Genomic DNA, 21,042 nt, shown 5'->3' with positions numbered 1-21,042 from the left:
CGCAAGCTGCTGGTCATCCTCAACGCCAAGATGCGAGATCAACTGGCGGCTGACGCCGTCGGTTGATCAAGACAGTTGCTCTCCCGCCGGGAGAGGGGTCCCTTCCAAAGCAGGCCTATTGCCATATTTCGTATGACAGCCTCAACCGTCCTCAGCCCCATTAAGGTGCAAATGCGCCAAACCCGGTATGCTGCGCGGCAGCAAAACCGCACGGATGGGTGGAATGCTTTATCAACTGCATGAGCTGACCCGCAATCTGCTAGCCCCCTGGGTGCATCAGGCCCAGGCGAACGCCAAGATGTTTTCCGACCCCGACAGCCTGTGGGCCTCGCTCCCGGGCGCCGAACGCATGGCCGCCAGCAACGAGCTGTTCCACCGGCTGGGCAAGGAATACGAGAAGCCTGCCTGGGCGCTGGACGATGTCGAAGTGGACGGCCATTCGCTGCCCATCATCGAGCGCGAGGTGCTGAACAAGCCGTTCTGCCGCCTGCTGCGCTTCAAGCGTTTCAGCGATCACGTCGAGCTGATCGGCAAGATGAAGGAGCAGCCGGCCGTGCTGGTGGTGGCGCCGTTGTCCGGCCACCACGCCACCCTGCTGCGCGATACCGTGCGCACCCTGCTGCGCAACCACAAGGTCTATGTGACCGACTGGGTGGACGCGCGCATGGTGCCGCTGGAAGCAGGCGCGTTCCGGCTCGAGGACTACATCACCTATATCCAGGACTTCATCCGCCACATCGGCGCCGAGCGCCTGCATGTGGTGAGCGTGTGCCAGCCCACCGTGCCGGTGCTGGCCGCGGTGTCGCTGATGGCCAGCAACGACGAGCCCACGCCGCGCTCGCTGGTGATGATGGGCGGCCCGATCGATGCGCGTCGCAGCCCCACCCAGGTCAACAACCTGGCAACCGAAAACGGCATCGAGTGGTTCCAGAACAATCTCATCCACACCGTGCCGTTCCCCTATCCGGGCCACGGCCGACAGGTGTATCCGGGCTTCCTGCAGCACGCCGGTTTCCTGTCGATGAACCCCAACCGGCACGTGATGTCGCACTGGGATTTCTACACCGACCTGGTCAAGGGCGACCTGCAGGATGCGCAGGCGCACCGGCAGTTCTACGACGAGTACAACGCCGTGCTCGACATGCCGGCGGAGTATTACCTGGACACGATCCGCGTGGTGTTCCAGGAGTTCCTGTTGCCGCAGGGCAAGTGGAAGGTGGACGGCCAGCTGGTCAAGCCCTCCGCGATCCGCAATACCGCCTTGCTGAGCATCGAAGGCGAACTGGACGACATTGCCGGCCTGGGCCAGACCGAAGCCGTACACGATCTGTGCACCGGCATCGATGCGGCGCACCGCCGCCACCTGGTCGTGGAAGGCGCCGGCCATTACGGCATCTTCAGCGGCCGTCGCTGGCGCGAGGTGGTGTACCCGCAGGTGCGCGAGTTCATCGCCCGCTACGATGCCGACCCGGTGGGCAGCCGCGACCCGGCCACCGTGACCCCGATCCGCAAGCGCGGCAAACGCGCCTGATCCGAGAGAACAATCCCCGGCACGCCCGGGGATTTTTTTTGTGTCGACGCCAGCGGCGGACAGCGCAGCCGGTTGCAGCCAAGCTGGCCGTCGTCGCCTGGCGTCGGCGCCAGGCATGCACACACGGCGCGCCGCACATCACGCGGCAGCATCGCCGCTCTTGACCAGCAGATGCTTGGCGAACATGCCGTGCAGCTTGCCGAAGGCGCGCGCCAGATGCAGCGTGACGAACAGCAACAGCGCGCCCACCGCAAACAAGGGCAACGTCAGCCAGGAGCTGGTGATGTCCACACCATCCCAGGTCAGCACCGCCGTGTGGTCGAACAAAGCGATGACCGGTGACGCGGCCAGCCCCAGTGAGAGCGACAGCAGCGTGATGAACACGGTGAAGTAAACGATACCCAGCGGCAGCATCAGCAGGAAGTACAGCATCGTGCTCCAGGTTCGCGCGTCGGTGAACATCGCACCGATGCGCTGCAGCCAGCCACCTTGCGCACCGGGGTGCTGTGGGCGGCGCGGCATGCGCACACCCAGCAAGGTTTCCACCACGCGCCCCTCCACCAGCGACAGCACCCGCACCGAGCCGAAGAACACCACCAAAAGCGGTACGCCGATGATCAGGATCAACAATCCCAGCGACAGGCTGGCACCGGTGACCACCCAGGTGAAATAGAAGATGCCGGTGGCCAGCGACAGCAGCATGTAGAACAACGCGCCATAGGTGCGCGGGTCGGCCGCCACGCCGAAGAACTTGCCCAGCCACGAACTGCGCCGGGGCGGCAGCGGCGGACGCAGCGCGCGGCTCACCGTGACTTCGGTTTGGCGGTAGATCTCGGCCACTTCCTCGGGCGCGCCGTAGCTGCCGGCCACGCCCGCAATGACATCGGCTTCGCTCTCGCCCTGCTGCTCTGCCAGTTCGGCACGCAGATATTCTTCGGCGTCGTAGAGCGCGTCCTGGATCATCGCCGGATCGGCGCCGGACAGCGCCTGGCGCAGTTGCATCAGGTAATCGGGAATGGTCGTCGGCAACGGACGTGGGTGTGCGGTCGTCATCATGAGTGGGTCCCCTCCAGCACGGAATCAACGGAATCACGGGTGGCCCGCCAGGCGGCGGTCCAGTCGCGCAGGCAGTCACGCCCGCTGTCGGTAATGCGGTAATAGCGTCGCGGCGGCCCGGAGGCCGACGGCTCGACATGGCTCTGCAGCAATCCGGCCCCTTCCAGATTGCGCAGTACCGGGTACAACGCGCTCTGCTTGCCGCTGAGTACCCCTTCCAGACCTTCCAGTCGCTTGGCGATCAGATAGCCGTACAGCGGCTCCCCGGCCTGGGCCAGCACCGCCAGCAAGGCCAACGACACCGTGCCGGCACTGAGTTCCTTCTGGAACTTCTTCAGATGGGCATCCAGCTCGCTCATCGCCATCTCCCGCTAGGTTGAAGGCAATACTATGTAGAAGTTTGGTATAGCGGATGTGCTGGTAGTCATGGACTGGGAGTGGGGATTTGAGATTCGAGATTGGTCACTGCGGGATTGGGCAGCTGACGGCGCAGCGGCCTGGCAACGAGCTGCAGCGCAACACTCGGCCGCTGACACACGCACGACGGCCCATGCCATCGGCTGTAGCCGATCCCTCCACCGAATCCCCGCTCCCGCCCCTGTCGCGTTCGATTCCCGAGCCGGTTCATGAGCTTAGAACCTTTGGGTTACTGCCTTTCCGCCGAGGCTCCACTACAGTCAACGCCCCCTGTGCCGTTAAAACTCGCTCAGGTGGTCTTCACTTTTCGATAGGGCGACACGATGCAACTGACACGCTTGGCGCAGCTGGCCACGGCTGACACTTCCTTTGGTGCCACACGGCGCCTGTGCCTCGCGATCGGGTTGGCGTTGCCGGGCCTCGCTCTGGCGCAGGCGCAGCCAGCCCCGGCCAATGCCGAACAGGCGGTGGCCGAGCCCGCCAAGGCACCGGTCACCGCTGCGCCGGCCACCGCCAAGGGCTATCCGCAGGAAGCCCAGGGCTGGGGTGCCAAGCAGGGCGGCAACATGTGGCAGGTGCGCTGGGCCGAAGACTGGTCGTATCTGAAGGATCGGTCCAAGCGCAAGAGCCCGTTCGACCCGCTCAAATACATTCCGCTCAGCGAAGACGGCGATGTCTACGTCTCGCTCAGCAACGAGCTGCGCGTGCGCAGCAACACCATCACCAACCCAGGGCTGATTCCCGGCAGCCACTCGCAGCAGCAGTACCTGTTCCGTGCGTTCTTCGGTGCGGATCTGCACGTGGGAGAGCACTTCCGTCTGTATACAGAACTGGCGCACGGCAGCCTGGACGGGCGTAACGAAGGCGCCAAGACCGGCACCCAGGAGAACAACGCGATCCTGCAGCAGGTGTTCTTCGATGTGAAGGGCAACATCGGCGGCGCCGATACCGGCCTGCGGATCGGCCGTCAGGTGTTCGTCGATGGCCCGACCACCCTGATGGCGCTGCGCGACAACACCGATATCTTCGTGACCTTCAACGGCACGCGCGCCTGGGCGATCGGCGAAAAGACCCGGGTGGACGTGTTCGACTTGAACTTCAATCTCGACGGCACCGAAGGCCTGGGCGACGACCGCATCGACCGCTCGCGGCACTTCCGTGGCGTGGTCGGCGGCTATCGCCTGCCGACCGCCAAGCCGATGTACCTGGAGCCGTTCTTCTATCAGTTCCGCAACGACAACCAGGTATGGGGCCGCCAGACCGCCGAAGAACACCGCAATTACTACGGCCTGCGGCTGTGGGGCAACGTGGGCAAGCTGCGCACCGATTCGTTCGTGACGGTGCAGCGCGGCAGCTATGGTGGCCGCGATCTGCGTGCCTACATGGCCAGCACCTCCAACGCTTGGTCGCTGAGCGACACCGGCTGGAAACCGCGCCTGGGCTTCCACAGCGAAATCGCCTCCGGCGGCGGCGGCACTTCCGGCACCGGCACGCTGCGCAACAACAACTTCCTGTACGGCAATACGATCTACTTCAGCTGGGCCACGTTCTTCGGTCCGGTGAACCTGGTCACCGCCGCCCCGACTTTCACCTTCTCGCCCACGCCCAAGCTCACGGTGAACCTGGAGTGGGAAACGCTGTGGCGCCAGACCACCAGCGATGCGATCTACAACAACCAGGCGCGTGCCTACGCGCGCACCCAGAGCACCGGCGAGCGTCGCATCGGCACCATGCCGCGCATCAACGCTACCTGGAACATCGACCCGAACTGGTCGGTGACCTTCCGCGCCGAGCACCTGATGGCCGGTCCGGCACTGGAGAAGGCCGGCTACGGCGATTCGACCTTCGTGATGAGCTGGTTGAACTTCCGCTTCTGAGCATGCGGCGGCGGTGCGCCTGTGCGCACCGCCTCGTTCTGCTGCGCGCTTGCGTGGCGACCCATCTCCATGCCGCATCCTGTCAGGGGCGCGGCATGTTGCTTTTCAGCGTATCGAATGCCGTTGCTGCGATGACCGCGGCGCGCATGTCTTGCACGCCTTGGGCGATCGCACGGATTCGCTCATGAACCTTCAGGGCCGTTGCCGGCGGACCGGGGCGAGTAGCACCGCGCTCCATAGGGCTGCGCAGCGCCGGTGACGCCTTGCGCCGCTACTGGATCGCAATGCCCGTGGGCTCCAGCGCAAGCCGGCTGGCCGGCACTGGCCAGCGATCGTCTGCGGCACCTTCTTCGCCTCTGGCATACCGAGCGATGCTCAGATGCTTGCCGTCGCCATCGGCCTGCAGCGGGCGTGCCTGCCCGCGCAACGCGGGCGGCAGCTCGGCCAGTCGCAGCGCGAGCGGCCTCGTGTCGGCCGGACGATCGCGCAACCACAGCAGGGCCGTCACCGTGCGTAGCGCCGCGGCAGTGTCCTGCAGCCTGTGCTGGTAATTGGCGTAGTCCGGATGCGCCACGTTCGCCAGCAGGCAGCCGGTGGCGTTGGCCACGCAGGCCACCGTGGCCGTGTCAGGCATGGGCACCATGCCGGGCGGCAGCGCCCGATCCTGCGCCAGCACTGCCCGCACCGGCGCACTGCAGGCCCAGGTAAAGGTGGGCGCCAGCAGCGCCTGGGTGCGCTCGCGATCCAGCAGCCGTGGCGAAATGCGATCCAGCCAGGCGCGATCGCCATCCTGCACGGACGCGTTCTGCAGCATCGAAAACACCATCCGCGATTCGCCGTGCAGCGCATTGCACAGCGAGATCTCTTCCATCGCCGCCGGTGCAAACGCCGCGGCGCACCGCGCCGGCAACGGCGCCTGCATCGGTAGCTCGGCCAGCATGTCGGCGAACAACTGCGCGTTGCCACGCAGCATCGCCGCACCGATCATCGTGATCGCCAGATTGTCGCTGCTACGCAGCAGCACCCGGGCAACCTGCGCGTCGCTGCAGACATCGCTCAGGGCCTGGGTGGTGCGGCCCTGGACGAAGTCCAGTGCGCTGGCCGTCATCGACAGCGGCATCCGCGGCAGCTCGGGCAACGCCATATCGGCGCGTGGCCGGAACGGGCTGCGGTAGTCGCTGTAGTTCGCCAAGGCCCGCATCCTGCTCAACATCGGCGCCTGCGTGGCCAGCGCATCGGCATAGGCCTGCGGTTGTTCACGCACGCGCTGCAGGCATCCGCCTGCGCTGGCACTGCACAGTGCCGGCGCGGTGGATGGCCAGCGTGGCAGGCGCGGATAGTCCGCTGCGGCACTTTGAAGCGGCACTTCTTGCGGCAGCCGATTCAACCGCTCCACGTCCTTGGCCAGCACGGTCTCGCGCTGCGCTTCCGGAACCGCATAAGACAGCGACCACAGCGCCGCGAACAGATTGGCCCCACGCAACGGCGGCAGCGGTTGACGCAGCTGCGCCAGCGCCTGCCGCTGTGCATCGGGGATGGGCCAACGTTGGGAGACGGCATACAGCGCCGCCAATACCGCAAGCAGGATGCAACCACCGAGCAAGGCGATCTTGAGGAACTTGGCAAGCATGCACAGCGCTTTCGGCGGGAAGCCGGACATCTTACTGCCGTCGGCGTAGCCCCGCGATGGGTGGACGAAGACACGTCCACGTATCGACATCGTGTTCTTTCAGCAAGCAAAACAGCGACAGCCGATTGGGCGAAAAATACGCGCAATGTCCGGGCGACGGCCGGCCGGTTTTCAGGCAGCGCAGTTGGAAGAGCCTGGTCCCAGACATCAGCGGCGGCCGTACCCTCATCCGGCGCTACGCGCCACCTTCTCCCGGCGGGAGAAGGGAGCGGCCCACCATCTGCTTTTGCTTTTGCCTTTGCTTTTGCCCGCGCTTCTACCTACCCGGCGTTCTGTGCTCAGGCCCTTACGTTGCCGTTGCCTCTGAAACCACTGGTTGCACCAGTACGCCACACAGTGCCGCGCTTCTGCCAATCCCCAATCCCCAATCCCCGCCCCGCATCCACCTCCACCGAGCGCGGCCGAATGCCTACACTATGCCGATGTCCGAATCCCCCACTCCGCACGCCCGCCCTTCCCTGCAACGCGTCTTCCTGACCGGGTTGCTCACCTTGCTGCCGGTCTGGCTGACCTGGGTGGTGGTGAAGTTCGTCTTCGCGCTGCTCTCGGGTATCAGCAGCCCCTGGGTGGTGCCGTTGTCCGAACGCATCGCCGCCTCGTTTCCGGACGAGCTGGGCTGGATCAAGGCGCTGTGGGTACAGAACAGCATCGCCCTGGTTGCCACGGTGGCAGCAATCCTGTTCGTCGGCATCCTCAGCCGGCGCGTGATCGGCCAGCGCCTGCTGCGCTGGTTCGAAGCGGTCATGCGGCGCATTCCGTTGGCCAGCGTGGTCTACGACAGCGCGCGCAAGCTGCTGGATATCCTGCAGACCCAGCCAGGCAGCACCCAGCGCGTGGTGCTGATCGACTTCCCGCATCGGGACATGAAGTCGGTCGGCCTGGTCACCCGCGTGATCAAGGAACAGGGCACCGGTCGCGAACTGGCGGCGGTGTATGTGCCGACCACCCCCAACCCCACCTCCGGCTACCTGGAAATCGTGCCGGTGGAACTGCTCACGCCCACCGACTGGAGCGTGGACCAGGCGATGAGCTTCATCATCTCCGGCGGCGCAGTGGCGCCGGAATCGGTACCCTTCACCCGGACCGCGGATCGCTGACACCATGGCACCTGTGCGCACCCTCGACGATCGTGCGGTACGCCTGCTCATTGCGCTGGCGGCATTCTTCTGCGTCAACGCCGCGCTGGCCGAGTTCATCGGGGTCAAGATCTTCGCGCTGGAAGACACCCTGGGCATCGCGCCGCTGAACTGGAACCTGTTCGGCCAGACCGGCTCGCTCAGCTTCACTGCCGGCACCTTGCTGTGGCCGGTGGTGTTCATCATGACCGACACCATCAACGAGTTCTTCGGCAGCCGCGGGGTGCGTTTCATCTCGTGGGTGGCGGTGGCGCTGATCGGCTATGGGTTCGTGTTCGCATTCGCCGCCATCGCGCTGGCTCCGGCCGGCTGGTGGGTCACCGCCGCGCAGAGCCAGGGCGTGCCGGACTACCAGGCCGCGTTCGCAGCGGTGTTCGGGCAGGGGCTGTGGACCATCGGCGGCTCGCTGGTGGCGTTTTTGTTCGGCCAGCTGATCGATGTATCGGTGTTCCACCGCATCCGCCGCGCCACCGGCGAAAAGCACGTGTGGCTGCGCGCCACCGGCTCCACCGCGGTCTCGCAGCTGGTGGACAGCTTCGTGGTGATCTACATCGCCTTCGTGCTCGGGCCCCAGCACTGGTCGATGGATCAGTTCCTGGCGGTGAGCACGCTCAACTATGTCTACAAGATGGGCTTTGCCGTGGCCCTGATCCCGTTGCTGTATCTGGCGCGCCGCGGCATCAGCGCCTACCTGGGCGCCGAGCGGGCCGAACAGCTGCGCGAAGAAGCCGCTGCGGAGTGAACCCGGCCGCGCCTGGCGGGCTCATCGTGGTGCATCGCTACAGCAACGCCTCGCCGGCCGTGGGACGCACCTTCGCGTAACAGCCATGCGCGCCGCGCGCTATGGTCACTTCACATCCTGAGTATGCCGCAGCGCACCACGCCAGGCCGGCGCAGGTCCGCGCCCATGCGCCGCATGAATTGCCGATAGGCGGTATGACGGCGGTGGGTGGCCCTAACGGTGCGGATCGGGCAAGCTCCCCGCTCGCTTGTTTCCGGAGCCGGTAATGCCCCTCAGCTTTTCCCGCCTGCTGTCGCTGGCCCTCGCCGCCGTGTTGAGCCTGTCAGTGGCAGCGCCCGCCGATGCGGCTAAGAAAAAGACCGCCGAGGCACAGACCACGCAAACGCGCGCGAAGGCGAGCAAGGCCAAGAAGACCACCAAGCCGGCCAGAAGCAGCAAGGCCGCCCAGAGCGGCAAGGGCAGCAAGACCACCAGGGCCAGGCCGCGCGCCGTGGCCGCGCCGGTGGTGCTGACCAAGGCACAGCAACTCAACCTGCTCTACGACCAGTACTGGGACGCCTCGCTCAAGCTCAATCCGCTGCAGGCCACCTTCCAGGGCGAGAGCCGCTACAACGACCAGCTTCCCAACTTCCTGTCGCCGGCGTTCCGCCAGCAGTCGCACGATTTCACCGTGCTGTGGCTGGGCAAGGCCGAAGCGCTGGGCCCGGACGGCCTGAGCGGTCAGGACCTGCTCAGCTACCAGATCTTCGTGCGCGATGCGCGCAGCGCGCTGGCGGCCGAGCAGTTCCCCAGCTGGATGCTGCCGATCAACCAGTTCTACAACATCGCCAGCATCGCGGTGGTGCTGGGCTCGGGCACCGGCGCGCAGCCGTTCAAGACGGTCAGGGACTACGACAACTGGTCGCGGCGCGCGCTCGGCATCCCGGACCTGTTCGATCAGGCCATCGCCAATATGCGCGCCGGCATGCAGGCCGGGGTGGTGCAACCCAAGGTGCTGATGCAGAAGGTGCTGCCGCAGCTGGATGCGATCATTGCGCGCAGTGCCGAAGACAGCCTGTTCTGGGGGCCGATCCGTAACCTGCCGGCCGATATGCCCGAGGCGGACAAGCAGCGCCTCACCGCCGAGTACAAGCGGCTGATCGAGGTGCGCATCCTGCCAGCGTATCGCGCGCTGCGCGGCTTCATCGCCACCGAATACCTGCCGGCCTGCCGCGACAGCGATGGCCTAGCGGCGCTGCCCAACGGCGCGGCGTGGTACGCCTACGACGTGCGTCAGAGCACCACCTCCGAGCTGAGCCCGGAGCAGATCCACCAGATCGGGCTGGACGAAGTGGCGCGCCTGCAGGGCGAGATCCAGGCGCTGGCCAAGCAGGTCAAGTTCCGCGGCAACCTGCCAAAGTTCTACAAGTTCATGCAGACCGACAAGCGCTTCGGCTTCCGCAGCGACACCGAGCTGCTGGGCTATTACCGCGGTCTGCAGGGGCGCGTGCAGGGTGCGGTGCCGCGCCTGTTCGACATCCAGGCCATGCCAGCGCTAGAAGTGCGGGTGGTGGAACCGGCGCGGGCCGCGTCGGCTGCCAGTGGCTCGTACATGCGCCCGGTCGTCAATGGCAGCAACGGCAGCAGCCCGGGCATCTTCTACGTCAACACCTACGACCTGCCCTTGCGCAGGACCTGGGAAGCGGAAAGCCTGTTCCTGCACGAAGCCATTCCCGGCCATCATTACCAACTCGGCCTGCAGCAGCAGCTGACCGACCTGCCCAAGTTCCGCCGCCTGGGCGGCGAAACCGCCTACATCGAAGGCTGGGGTCTGTACGCCGAATCGCTGGGCCGCGAGCTGGGGCTGTATCAGGATCCGTACAACTACTACGGCTACCTGCAGAACGCCTTATGGCGCTCGATTCGGCTGGTGGCCGATACCGGCCTGCACAGCAAGGGCTGGACCCGCGCCCAGGCGATCGACTACATGCAGGACAACTCGGCGATGAGCCGTACCGATATCGAAGCCGAGGTCGACCGCTACCTGGCCATTCCCGGCCAGGCGCTGGCCTACAAGGTGGGCGAGATGAAGATCGCGCAGCTGCGCGACCAGGCCCAACGCGAACTGGGCCCGCGCTTCGACGTGCGCGCGTTCCACACCGAAGTGCTCAAGGACGGCTCGGTGCCGCTGGAAATCCTGCAGGAAAAGATCCAGCGCTGGATCGCAGCGCAGAAAGGCTGAGGCAACGATCGCGGCCGCCGTGCTCGTCATCAGCCGTCGTGACCGGGCCGTTGCTCCAGCGGGTGTCGATGCGGGATTGGCGCGCTGCGCCCGAGGGCGGCATGACGTCGCCGATTGCCGGCAGTGCTCCGGCAACGGCAGCTTCCGCCGGCAAACTTAGTGCGCGCATCTGGGTGTGATCAACCTACTGCCCGCGCCGCAGCCAATGCGGCGATGTCGCGTGGGGTGGTCCGGCAGCAGCCACCGATCAGGCGCGCGCCGGCGGCCAGCCATTGCGCGTGCTGCTCGGCCAGGCTGCAGGCAGGCGCATCGCCGGCATGCCAGCGCTTGTCGCCCGCGTCGTACTGTTCGCCCGAGTTCGGATACACCACCAATGGCAAGGCCGTCAGCGCCGACAAGCAGTGCAAGGCCGGCGTGACCCGATCCAGGGCGATGCAGTTGATGCCCACCGCGAGCACCTGCGGGCAGGCATCCAGCGCCGGAACCACTTGCGTCAGCGGCGTGCCATCGCTCAGGTGCGACGCATCGCGCAGGGTGAACGAGAACCACGCATGCAGCTGCGGAAATTCGCTTTCCAGCAACTGCCGTAGCGCGACGATTTCGCTCGCCGATGGCAACGTCTCGCAGGCCAGTACATCCACCCCGGCCGCCGCCAGCGCGGCGATACGCGGACGGTGGAAGTCCATCATCTGCTGCAACGGCACCACATAATCGCCGCGATACTCCGAACCATCGGCCAGATACGCACCATACGGACCCACCGAGCCAGCCACCCACAACGGCACAGCATCCGGCTGCTGCTGCAGGTGATCGGCGCGTGCCTGCGCGGCCAGTTGCACGCTGCGCGCGATCAGCGCCTGCGACTGCGCCAGATCCAGTCCCCGCGCGGCAAACCCCAACGGCGTGGCCTGGTAGCTGGCGGTGATCGCACATTGCGCACCGGCGGCGAAGTAGTCGCGATGCACCTGGTAGATCAGCTCCGGCTGCTCCATCAGCACCCGCGCCGACCATAGCGCATCGTTGAGATCGCAGCCGCGGTGTTCCAGTTCGGTGGCCAGGGCGCCATCCAGCAGCACGTACCCCTCGTGCTGCAAGGCCTGGCTGAAGGGCGCATTTTCGCGCGGTTGGCGGGCAGCGATCGTCATAGGCGCAGTCTCCGGGCCGCAAGCCATTGGGTCAGTGCGTAGGCGCCATAACACAGCGCCACGAAGGGAATCCCGCAGTACAGCGCAATGCGCTGCTGCGGATCGAAGGCCAGCCCGATGCAGGCCAGCAGGCACAGCGCAAATCCCAGGATCGGCGTCCACGGATACCACGGCGCACGATAGGCCAGCGTCTCCACCGCGATGCCATCGCGCAGCAACTGGCGGCGAAAACGGTAATGCGCCGCGCAGATGCTCAGCCACACCACCACCACCGCAAACCCGGACACCGCGGAGATCGCCACGAACACGGTATCGGCGGCATACACGCCGGTCAGCAGGGCCAGCAGCCCGCCCAGCATGCTCAGTAACAAGGCCGGCAGCGGAATGCCGCGACGGGTCAGCCGCGCAAGCCGCACCGGTAGCGTGCCCTCGTTGGCCAGCGACCACAGCATGCGCGCGGCGGCGTACAGGCCGGAATTGGCGGCCGACAGAATCGCGGTCAGGATCACCGCGTTCAGCACGTCGGCCGCATACGGGATGCCCAGCAGCTCGAAGCCGCGCACGAACGGGCTGGTGTCCACCGCCGCCTGCCCGGCCGGCAGCAACGCCGCCAGCACCAGCACGGTGCCGACGAACAGCACCACCAGCCGCACCAGCGTGGTGCGGATCGCCAGTGGAATCGCACGCGCCGGCTGTGCGGTCTCGCCGGCGGCCACGCCGATCAGCTCGGTCCCGGAAAAGGCGAAATTCACCGCCACCATCGTCATCAGGATTGGCAAGGTGCCCTGCGCAAACCAGCCATCGGCACGCAGATGGCGCAGACCCGGCGGCGGCGAACCATCGGCCAGCGGCAGCAGGCCCACCACTGCTGCACCGCCCAGCACGATGAAGATCAAAATGGTGATCACCTTGATCAGCGAGAACCAGAATTCGCCTTCGGCGAACCAGCGCGCCGATACCGTGTTCAAACCGAAGATCAGCGCGCAGAACAGCAGGCACCATGGCCACGCCGGGCTGTGCGGAAACCAGTACTGCATGCAGAATGCCGCGGCGGTCAGGCTGGAGCCCAGCGCCACCGTCCAGGTCAGCCAGTACAACCATGCCACCACGTAGCCGGTGGCCGGACCCAGATAACGCGCGGCATACACATGGAACGCGCCGGTCTGCGGCATCGCCACCGCCAGCTCGCCCAGGCATTGCATCACCAGATACACCACCAGCGCGCCGATCAGGTACGCGATCACCGTGCCCAGCGCGCCGGTGCTGGCGATGATGTAACCGGTATTGAAGAACAGCCCGGTGCCGATCACCCCGCCCAGCGACAGCATCACCAGATGGCGTACCTGCATGCTGCGCTGGAACTGCGGTGCCGCGGTGGACGATGGTTCGGACATGGGTGCGTCTGGGCGGAGGAGCTTCATCCTGCCATGCACACGCAGACGAGCCCAGCCATGCGCAGGCCAGCTGTGACGCAAGACCTGCAACTCACTTGCCGACCGTTATGCTGATGACTGTTTCTTGCAGGCCATCCCCATGCCACACGATCGCCGTCCAGCTCTTCAGACATCCACGCGCGGCCTTGCCGCCGCGGGCGTGCCGGAGCACTTGCCAACTGCGCACAGCGCAACCTGTGCAAGGATCGCCGACCCTGCTGCGTTTTCAGTCGCGCGCATGCATCTGCGCTGCGCGCGCGGCACGTGGCCGAACACGTCGGCATCGGGCATCCTGCCGACAGCGCTGCTTCGGAGCGCTGCATGATGCTCGCCGGCATCCACCACGTGGCGATCATCGCGGGCGACTACGCGCGCTCCAAGCAGTTCTATTGCCAGATCCTGGGCCTGCGCGTACGCGATGAGCATTACCGCCAGGCGCGCGATTCCTGGAAGCTGGACCTGGCGCTGCCCGATGGCGGCCAGATCGAGCTGTTCTCGTTCCCCAACGCACCCGCGCGCCCCAGCCGCCCGGAAGCGCAAGGACTGCGCCATCTTGCGTTTCGCGTCCAAGACCTGGATACGGCCGTTGCGCATCTCAACGCGCATGGCGTGGCGACCGAAGACATCCGCATCGACGAATACACCGGCCGCCGCTTCACGTTTTTCGCCGACCCGGATGAGTTGCCGCTGGAGCTGTACGAGGCCGGCTAGGCAGCAACGCGCAGGCGACACCGATGCCGCCCACGGAAGACGTGCATCCGCCGAGGGCTGCCATTGCCTCGGCGAAGAGCGACATGCACGCATGAACGCATCCCGCAGCGCATCTTTCCGCAACCATACCCCACGGTATACATTCGCTCTCAGGCCGCCGACGGCGGCCCCCGTCATCCCTGGGAGGGGACACATGCGCAAGACCTTCAAGACCCTGATCGCGGCCCTGCCGCTGGCGGCCGCCTCGTTGCTGGCCCAGGCCTCCGATTCGCCGGTGGGCCGCTGGAAGACCATCGACGACGAAACCGGCAAGCCCAAGTCGGTGGTGCAGATCGAACAGGCCGCCAACGGCACGCTCAGCGGCAAAGTCGTCGAGATCCTGCAGTCGGCCAAGGGGCCGAACCCGATCTGCGATAAGTGCGATGGCGAGCGCAAGAACAAGCCGATCAAGGGCATGACCATCCTGTGGGGCCTGAAGCCGGACGGCACCGCGGTATGGAGCGGCGGTTCGGTACTGGACCCGGCCAAGGGCAAGACCTACAAGGCCAAGATCACCCTGACCGAAGGCGGCAAGAAGCTGCAGATGCGCGGCTATGTCGGCATCGAAGCGCTCGGTCGCACGCAGACCTGGGTGCGCGAGTAGCTGGGAATCGGGATTCGGGATTCGGTAAGAGCAGGCGCCCGTGAGGGCGCCTTTTTTGTGCGTGCCCATCCTGAAGCTACATGCGCGGCCAAACACCTGCGCGCCTCGACAACACGGCCACATGACCCTGCTTTGACCGATTCCCTAATCCCGATTCCCCATTCCCAGCCCCAATCCCGGCTGCCGACTAGTGCGATAATCGCGTGTCCCCCGCATTACGCCCGCCATGACCCGCACCGCACTCGTCACCACCGCCCTGCCCTACGCCAACGGCCCGCTGCATCTGGGGCACCTGGTCGGCTATATCCAGGCCGACATCTGGGTGCGCGCGCGCCGGTTGCGCGGCGACAAGACCTGGTTCGTCTGCGCCGACGATACCCACGGCACGCCGATCATGCTGGCCGCCGAGAAGGCCGGAGTGACCCCGGAAGCCTTCATCGCCAGCATCCAGGCCAGCCATGAGCGCGACTTCGCCGCGTTCGGGGTGACCTTCGACCATTACGATTCGACCAATTCGCCGGTCAACCGCGCGCTCACCGAGGCCTTCTACGCCAGGCTCGAGGCCGCCGGACACATCAGCCGGCGCTCGGTGGCGCAGTTCTACGACCCGGCCAAGGGCATGTTCCTGCCGGACCGCTACATCAAGGGCATCTGCCCCAACTGCGGCAGCGCCGACCAGTACGGCGACAATTGCGAGGTCTGCGGCGCCACCTATGCGCCCACCGAGTTGAAGGAGCCCAGGTCGGTGATCTCCGGCGCCACGCCGGAGCTGCGCGATTCGGAGCATTTTTTCTTCGAAGTGGGCCATTTCGACGGCTTCCTGCGCGACTGGCTGGCGGGCGAGGTGGCGCTGCCCGGCGTCAAGGCCAAGCTCAAGGAGTGGCTGGACGCCGAAGGCGGACTGCGCGCCTGGGATATCTCCCGCGATGCGCCGTATTTCGGCTTCCAGATCCCCGGCCAGCCGGGCAAGTATTTCTACGTGTGGCTGGATGCGCCGATCGGCTACCTGTGCAGCTTCAAGACGCTGTGCGCGCAGATGGGCGAGGACTTCGACGCGCACCTGATGGCCGGCACGCAGACCGAGCTGCATCACTTCATCGGCAAGGACATCGTCAATTTCCACGGCCTGTTCTGGCCGGCGGTGCTGCACGGCACCGGCCACCGCGCGCCCACGCGCCTGCACGTCAACGGCTACCTGACCGTGGACGGCGCCAAGATGTCCAAGTCGCGCGGCACCTTCGTGATGGCGCGGACCTTCCTGGACGTGGGCCTGGAACCGGAAGCGCTGCGTTACTACTTCGCCGCCAAGTCCTCCGGCGGCGTGGACGATCTGGATCTGAACCTGGGCGATTTCATCGCGCGGGTGAACGCGGATCTGGTCGGCAAGTTCGTCAACCTGGCCAGCCGCTGCGCCGGCTTCATCGGCAAGCGCTTCGACGGCAAGCTGGCCGACGCGCTGCCCGACCCGGCGCAGTACGAGCGCTTCGTCGCCGCACTGGCGCCGATCCGCGAAGCCTACGAACGCAACGATGCGGCCAGCGCGATCCGCCAGACCATGGCGCTGGCCGACGAGGCCAACAAGTACATCGACGACACCAAGCCATGGGTGATCGCCAAGCAGGATGGCGCCGATGCGCTGTTGCAGTCGGTGTGCACGCAAGGGCTGAATCTGTTTCGCATCCTGGTCGCCGCACTCAAACCGATCCTGCCGCGCACCTGTGCCGAGGCCGAGGCGTTTTTGTCGGCGCCGATGACCAGTTGGGAAGATGTGGAGCGCCCGTTGACCGCGCACACGATCCAGCCCTACACCGCCCTTTTCACCCGTATCGACCCCAAACTGATCGACGCCATGACCGACGCCTCCAAGGACACCCTCGCCGCACCTGCGGCACCGGCTACCACCTCCAAGCCTGCACCGGCCAAGGCGGACGCAAAGCCTAGCGCCGTTGCGAGTCCCGAATCCCAAACCACCAATCCCGGCCTCATCGGTATCGACGATTTCGCCAAGCTCGATCTGCGCATCGGCAAGGTGCTGGTGTGCGAATTCGTGGAAGGCTCGGACAAGCTGCTGCGCTTCGAACTGGATGCCGGCGAGCTGGGCAAGCGCCAGATCTTCTCGGGCATCCGCGGCAGCTACGGCGAGCCGGAGACGTTGGTCGGCCGCAGCGTGGTGTTCATCGCCAACCTGGCCCCGCGCAAGATGCGCTTTGGCATCAGCGAAGGCATGATCCTGTCGGCCGGTTTCGACGGTGGCGCGCTCGCGCTGCTGGACGCCGACAGCGGCGCGCAGCCGGGCATGCCTGTCAGGTAACGGGATTGGGGAGTCGGGATTTGGGATTCGTAGAAGCCGGAGCTGATTGTTGTAGTAGACCTGACTTGAGTGCCTGGCACCTGCCCTCATCCGCCCCTGCGGGGCACCTTCTCCCGCACGCGGGAGAAGGGAACAATCAGTCACCGCGCTTCTAACCAATCCCCGCTCCCGACTCCCCAATCCCAGCCCCATGCACCTGGCCCTGTTCGACTTCGATCACACCGTCACCACCTGCGACACCTATGCGCGTTTCCTGCGCAAGGTCGCCACGCCTGCGCAACTGGCGGCGGCGAAGTGGCAGGTGGGCCCATGGCTGCTCGGGTATCGGATAGGCGTGGTGTCCGCTGCCGCGCTGCGCGCGCGGGTCACGCGCATGGTGTTCAGCGGCCGTGCGCTGGACGAGATGGCCGCGCATGGCGTGGACTACGCGCGCACCGCACTGCCGGGCGTGCTGCGCGCAGAAATGATGCAACGCATCGACTGGCATCAGGCGCAGGGGCATGAAGTGGTGCTGGTCTCCGCCTCGCTGGACCTGTACCTGCGGCCCTGGTGCACGCAGCATGGGCTGTCGCTGATCTGCAACCGGCTCGAACACACCGGTGGCGTGCTGAGCGGACGCTATGCCGATGGCGATTGCGGGCCGCACAAGGCCATGCAGATCCGCGCACGCTACGACCTGGCGCAGTACGCCTGCGTGCACGCCTATGGCGACAGCCGCGAAGACCGGCCGATGCTGGCACTGGCGCAACAGCGCTGGTATCGCGGCCATCCGCTGCACTGACACCGCCATGCCCGCCTCCATGCCCGATCTGGTCGAACGGCTCGACCGCCTGTTGCCGCAGACCCAATGCGGCCAGTGCGGCTACGACGGCTGCCGCCCCTATGCGCAGGCGATGGCGGACGGTCAGGCCGGTGTCGACCACTGCCCTCCCGGCGGCGATGCCGGTGCGCGTGCGCTGGCGCACCTGCTCGGCGTGCCCGCACGTCCCTACGATCGCAGTCGCGGAGCGCACAAGCCGGCGCAGGTGGCGTGGATCGTGGAGGCCGACTGCATCGGCTGCACCAAATGCATCCAGGCCTGTCCGGTGGACGCCATCGTCGGTGGCGCCAAGCACATGCATACGGTGATCGCACCGCTGTGCACCGGTTGCGAGCTGTGTCTGCCGGCCTGCCCGGTGGATTGCATCGAGCTGCATCCAACCGGCTGAGGCAGCGCCAGATCCGGCGGATCAGTGATCGCCATGCCGCCACGCGGCACCTGCGCGCTGCACCCACAGACGGTCAGGAACGCCCTGACGCGCGATGGCGCATCCATGCTGCGGCCGCGCCCGTATGGGTAAGCACTGCCATCGAGGATGTGCCCATGCGTCCACTTGCTGCCGCCATTGTCGCCATTGCCGCCTGCTGCCGGCCGATTCCGCCATTGCTGCTGCTGGTGCTTGGCAGCCTGCCGCTGAGTGCGGCGGCGGCGACGCGCGTGGACGGCGAGGTCTTCGATGCCGACAGCGGCGCATTGCGCTACCGCGAATCGCACTGGCTGCTCGATAACGGCGGGCGATTGGTGCTGTACCACTGCCTCAACGGGCAGGCGTTTGCGCGCAAGCAGGTCGACGGCGGCGGCACGGCACCCGATTTCAGCCTGATCGACGGACGCGACGGGTATCGCGAAGGTGTGCGCCGGCGCGATGGCGTGCGCGAGATGTTCCAACAGCCGCCCGGGAAACCCGAACGTAGCACCGCGTTGCCGGCCAGCGAAGACGAGCGCGTGATCGATGCCGGTTTCGATACCTATCTGCGCAACCACTGGGAGGCGCTTGCCAGCACGGCGCAACGCGTGGACTTCGTGCTGCCCAGCCTGCAACGGCAGTTGGCGTTCCGGGTCGAACGCATCGACGACAGCGCAGGCCAGCGGCGCTTCCGCATTTCGCTCGATGCCTGGTATGGCGCGGCGGTGCCCTCGCTGGAGGTGCGTTATTCCATCGCCAACAAACGCTTGCTCGAGTTCCGCGGCGTTGGCAATCTGCGCGACGCGCAGGGGCGCTACCCGCGCGTGCGCATCGTGTTCCCGGACACCGCGCCGGCTGCCGCCAGCGACGCCGAGCTGCAACAGGCGCGCGAGCAACCGCTGACCCGCAGCTGCGCCGCCCCGTGACCCAGACGGCCTCCATCTTCACGCCCGACCACGCGCCGTTGCGTACAACGGCCCAGGCCCCCCTTTCGCGCACAGGAGCACCCGCATGGCAAAGGCCTACCTCTGGATCAACGCAATACTGTATGTCGCCCTGGCGATCTGGTGCACGCTCTCGCCGATCAAGACCGCGAACGCGGTGGGCTACACCCAGCTCTCCCCGGCCGGACAGTCCGAATACCTGGTCATCTACGGCGGCCTGCAGCTGGGCATGGCGTTCCTGTTCGGCTACTTCGCCTGGATCGATCAGCCGCGTACCGGCCTGCTGGTCGCCCTGGCCTTCTACGTGCCCATCGTGCTGTTCCGCAGCGTGTCGCTGGCCAGGCTATGGCCGGTCTCCGCGCCCACGGTGGCGCTGGCCGTCGTTGAAGTCGTCTTGCTGCTTGCCGCTGCGCTGCTGTGGTGGCGGAAATGAAGGACAGCATCGGCACAGTCCGGTAGCATCGCGCTCACCTCTCCCAACGCCCGACCGCATGAGTGCCATTCCCGGCAACGACGACGATGAGACCGGACGCCTGCTGACCGCAACCGCAGGTGGCGACCGGCATGCCTTCGAAGCGCTCTACCGGCAGACCTCGCCCAAGCTGTTCGGCGTGTGCCTGCGGTTGATCCCGCAGCGCGCCGAAGCCGAGGAAGTGCTGCAGGACGTGTTTACGCTGATCTGGCACAAGGCTGGTCAATTCGACCCCAGCCGTGCCCGCGGCCTGACCTGGCTGGCGATGATCGCGCGCAACAAGGCCATCGACCATCTGCGCGCCAACGCGCCGCAGCGCCGCAACGTGGCGCTGGACGATGCCGGCGAGCTGCGCGACCAGGATGCACTGCCGCTCGAGCGGACCGAACGCGCCAGCACCCGGCGCCGCATCGACCACTGCCTGGCCGAACTGGAACCGCCGCGGAGCGAGCTGATTCGCACCGCGTTTTTCGAAGGCATCACCTACGAAGAACTCGCCGCGCGCACCGATACACCCATCGGCACGGTGAAGAGCTGGATCCGTCGTAGCCTGGCAAAACTCAAGGCATGTCTGGAACGATGAGTACGCCCTTTCCCATCGACCAGGAACCGCCACGCGACGTGTTGGCCGGCGAGTACGTGCTCGGCCTGTTGAGCGCCGACGAACGTCTGGCGGCCGAGCAGCGGATCGCCACCGATGCCGCGTTCGCCCAGGCGGTGCTGCAGTGGCAGGAGCATCTGGCCCCGCTGCTGGAAGAGATCGCCGCGGTGACGCCGCCGGACCAGGTCTGGGCACGCGTGCGCCAGACGCTGGGCTTCGATACGCCGTTGCGCGCCGTGCCGGTGGCAGCGCCCGCCAGCACCGGCACGCCGGCCACCCCGCTCTGGAACAACCTGCGCTTCTGGCGCTGGGCCAGCGCCGCTGGCCTGGCCACCGCCGCGGTCTGCGTGCTGGCGCTGTTGAACCTGCGCACGGCGCCCGTGCAGCCGCCGCGCGACACACCCGTCGTGCAGACGCCGGTCACCCCGCCTGCGGCGACCACCCCGCCGGCGACCGGCATCGCGATGACCTCGACGCTGGCGACCGAAGACGGACGGCCGGGCTACGTGGCGCTGATGGATGCCGACAAGCACACCATCACGGTGACGCCGCTGGACCGCACCGCCACCGCCGGCAAGGTGCCCGAGCTGTGGCTGATCACGCCCGATGGCAAGGCGCACTCGATGGGCACCTTCGACGATCAACGGGCCCACCGCGCCCAGATCCCCGATCAGCTGATGCCCATGCTCAGCAACGAGGCGATCCTGGCCGTGACGCTGGAACCGCCGGGCGGCGCACCCGGTGGCGTGGCGACCGGCACGGTGGTTGCCAAGGGTGGCATCAGCACGCTGGCGATGGCGCCCTGAGCCAGCGCAACCACGGCTGCCTGCGATACACGCGCAGGCAGCCGTGTTCACAAGCAGCCTCATACGTGTCACCGATACTG

Annotated in this window: 19 protein-coding genes; 14 read left to right on the top strand and 5 right to left on the bottom strand. The window is 66.4% G+C overall.

The window, feature by feature from the left end; genetic code table 11:
* Positions 1–187 precede the first annotated feature (187 nt).
* Positions 188–1,531, top strand: a complete 1,344-nt coding sequence (locus XcodCFBP4690_RS03680; protein WP_208622680.1) for a polyhydroxyalkanoate depolymerase — start codon at positions 188–190, stop codon at positions 1,529–1,531.
* Positions 1,532–1,669: 138 nt separating this feature from the next.
* Here XcodCFBP4690_RS03680 and XcodCFBP4690_RS03675 read toward each other — a convergent pair whose 3' ends face one another.
* Complete coding sequence (locus XcodCFBP4690_RS03675; protein WP_410049693.1) at positions 1,670–2,587, bottom strand: sensor domain-containing protein; 918 nt, start codon at positions 2,585–2,587, stop codon at positions 1,670–1,672.
* A complete protein-coding gene (locus XcodCFBP4690_RS03670; protein WP_167394456.1) occupies positions 2,584–2,946 on the bottom strand; it encodes a PadR family transcriptional regulator in 363 nt (120 codons plus the stop codon). The genes XcodCFBP4690_RS03675 and XcodCFBP4690_RS03670 overlap by 4 nt, the downstream gene beginning before the upstream one ends.
* 381 nt (positions 2,947–3,327) lie before the next feature.
* Between XcodCFBP4690_RS03670 and XcodCFBP4690_RS03665 the strand changes: the two genes are divergently transcribed.
* Entirely contained in the window at positions 3,328–4,881 is a 1,554-nt protein-coding gene (locus XcodCFBP4690_RS03665; protein ID WP_104539681.1) for an alginate export family protein, read from the top strand.
* Positions 4,882–5,152: 271 nt separating this feature from the next.
* Here the strand turns inward: XcodCFBP4690_RS03665 and XcodCFBP4690_RS03660 are convergent, their stop codons facing one another.
* Complete coding sequence (locus XcodCFBP4690_RS03660) at positions 5,153–6,511, bottom strand: hypothetical protein (protein ID WP_104539715.1); 1,359 nt, start codon at positions 6,509–6,511, stop codon at positions 5,153–5,155.
* Positions 6,512–6,993: 482 nt separating this feature from the next.
* Between XcodCFBP4690_RS03660 and XcodCFBP4690_RS03655 the strand changes: the two genes are divergently transcribed.
* The 3 genes from XcodCFBP4690_RS03655 (at position 6,994) to XcodCFBP4690_RS03645 (ending at position 10,670) form a co-directional block, all read left to right on the top strand.
* On the top strand, positions 6,994–7,668 hold the full coding sequence (locus tag XcodCFBP4690_RS03655; RefSeq protein ID WP_104539714.1) for a DUF502 domain-containing protein: 675 nt from the start codon (positions 6,994–6,996) through the stop codon (positions 7,666–7,668).
* 4 nt (positions 7,669–7,672) lie between these two features.
* A complete protein-coding gene (locus XcodCFBP4690_RS03650; protein ID WP_104539680.1) occupies positions 7,673–8,449 on the top strand; it encodes a queuosine precursor transporter in 777 nt (258 codons plus the stop codon).
* Positions 8,450–8,714: 265 nt separating this feature from the next.
* Entirely contained in the window at positions 8,715–10,670 is a 1,956-nt protein-coding gene (locus XcodCFBP4690_RS03645; protein ID WP_104539679.1) for a DUF885 domain-containing protein, read from the top strand.
* A gap of 179 nt (positions 10,671–10,849) precedes the next feature.
* On the opposite strand, the gene mmuM is transcribed toward XcodCFBP4690_RS03645, so the two are convergent.
* Together mmuM and mmuP are read right to left on the bottom strand one after the other, a co-directional pair.
* Positions 10,850–11,815 carry a homocysteine S-methyltransferase gene (gene mmuM / locus XcodCFBP4690_RS03640; protein ID WP_104539678.1) on the bottom strand — a complete coding sequence of 322 codons (966 nt, stop codon included), beginning with the start codon at positions 11,813–11,815 and terminating at the stop codon, positions 10,850–10,852.
* Entirely contained in the window at positions 11,812–13,209 is a 1,398-nt protein-coding gene (mmuP, locus tag XcodCFBP4690_RS03635; RefSeq protein WP_104539677.1) for an S-methylmethionine permease, read from the bottom strand. The genes mmuM and mmuP overlap by 4 nt, the downstream gene beginning before the upstream one ends.
* 360 nt (positions 13,210–13,569) lie before the next feature.
* Here mmuP and gloA2 point away from each other — a divergent pair, with 360 nt between their 5' ends.
* From gloA2 to XcodCFBP4690_RS03590, 9 genes are all read left to right on the top strand, one after another.
* On the top strand, positions 13,570–13,959 hold the full coding sequence (gene gloA2, locus XcodCFBP4690_RS03630) for an SMU1112c/YaeR family gloxylase I-like metalloprotein (protein ID WP_104539713.1): 390 nt from the start codon (positions 13,570–13,572) through the stop codon (positions 13,957–13,959).
* A gap of 193 nt (positions 13,960–14,152) precedes the next feature.
* Positions 14,153–14,602 carry a DUF2147 domain-containing protein gene (locus XcodCFBP4690_RS03625; protein WP_104539676.1) on the top strand — a complete coding sequence of 150 codons (450 nt, stop codon included), beginning with the start codon at positions 14,153–14,155 and terminating at the stop codon, positions 14,600–14,602.
* Positions 14,603–14,828: 226 nt separating this feature from the next.
* Positions 14,829–16,913, top strand: coding sequence for a methionine--tRNA ligase (metG, locus tag XcodCFBP4690_RS03620; protein ID WP_104539675.1), 2,085 nt, complete (start codon positions 14,829–14,831; stop codon positions 16,911–16,913).
* Positions 16,914–17,103: 190 nt separating this feature from the next.
* Positions 17,104–17,694, top strand: a complete 591-nt coding sequence (locus XcodCFBP4690_RS03615; protein WP_104539674.1) for an HAD family hydrolase — start codon at positions 17,104–17,106, stop codon at positions 17,692–17,694.
* 7 nt (positions 17,695–17,701) lie between these two features.
* Positions 17,702–18,121 carry an Rnf electron transport complex subunit RnfB gene (rnfB, locus tag XcodCFBP4690_RS03610; RefSeq protein WP_104539673.1) on the top strand — a complete coding sequence of 140 codons (420 nt, stop codon included), beginning with the start codon at positions 17,702–17,704 and terminating at the stop codon, positions 18,119–18,121.
* A 155-nt stretch (positions 18,122–18,276) separates the two neighbouring features.
* Positions 18,277–19,065, top strand: a complete 789-nt coding sequence (locus XcodCFBP4690_RS03605) for a hypothetical protein (RefSeq protein WP_104539672.1) — start codon at positions 18,277–18,279, stop codon at positions 19,063–19,065.
* 85 nt (positions 19,066–19,150) lie between these two features.
* A complete protein-coding gene (locus tag XcodCFBP4690_RS03600) occupies positions 19,151–19,516 on the top strand; it encodes a DUF4345 family protein (RefSeq protein ID WP_104539671.1) in 366 nt (121 codons plus the stop codon).
* A gap of 58 nt (positions 19,517–19,574) precedes the next feature.
* Complete coding sequence (locus XcodCFBP4690_RS03595; RefSeq protein WP_104539670.1) at positions 19,575–20,138, top strand: sigma-70 family RNA polymerase sigma factor; 564 nt, start codon at positions 19,575–19,577, stop codon at positions 20,136–20,138.
* Positions 20,135–20,962, top strand: a complete 828-nt coding sequence (locus XcodCFBP4690_RS03590) for an anti-sigma factor (RefSeq protein ID WP_167394455.1) — start codon at positions 20,135–20,137, stop codon at positions 20,960–20,962. The genes XcodCFBP4690_RS03595 and XcodCFBP4690_RS03590 overlap by 4 nt, the downstream gene beginning before the upstream one ends.
* Positions 20,963–21,042: the final 80 nt, after the last annotated feature.

This window comes from Xanthomonas codiaei (assembly GCF_002939785.1).
In the GTDB taxonomy this organism is placed as follows: domain Bacteria; phylum Pseudomonadota; class Gammaproteobacteria; order Xanthomonadales; family Xanthomonadaceae; genus Xanthomonas; species Xanthomonas codiaei.
This window is presented reverse-complemented; position numbering and strand designations above follow the sequence as displayed.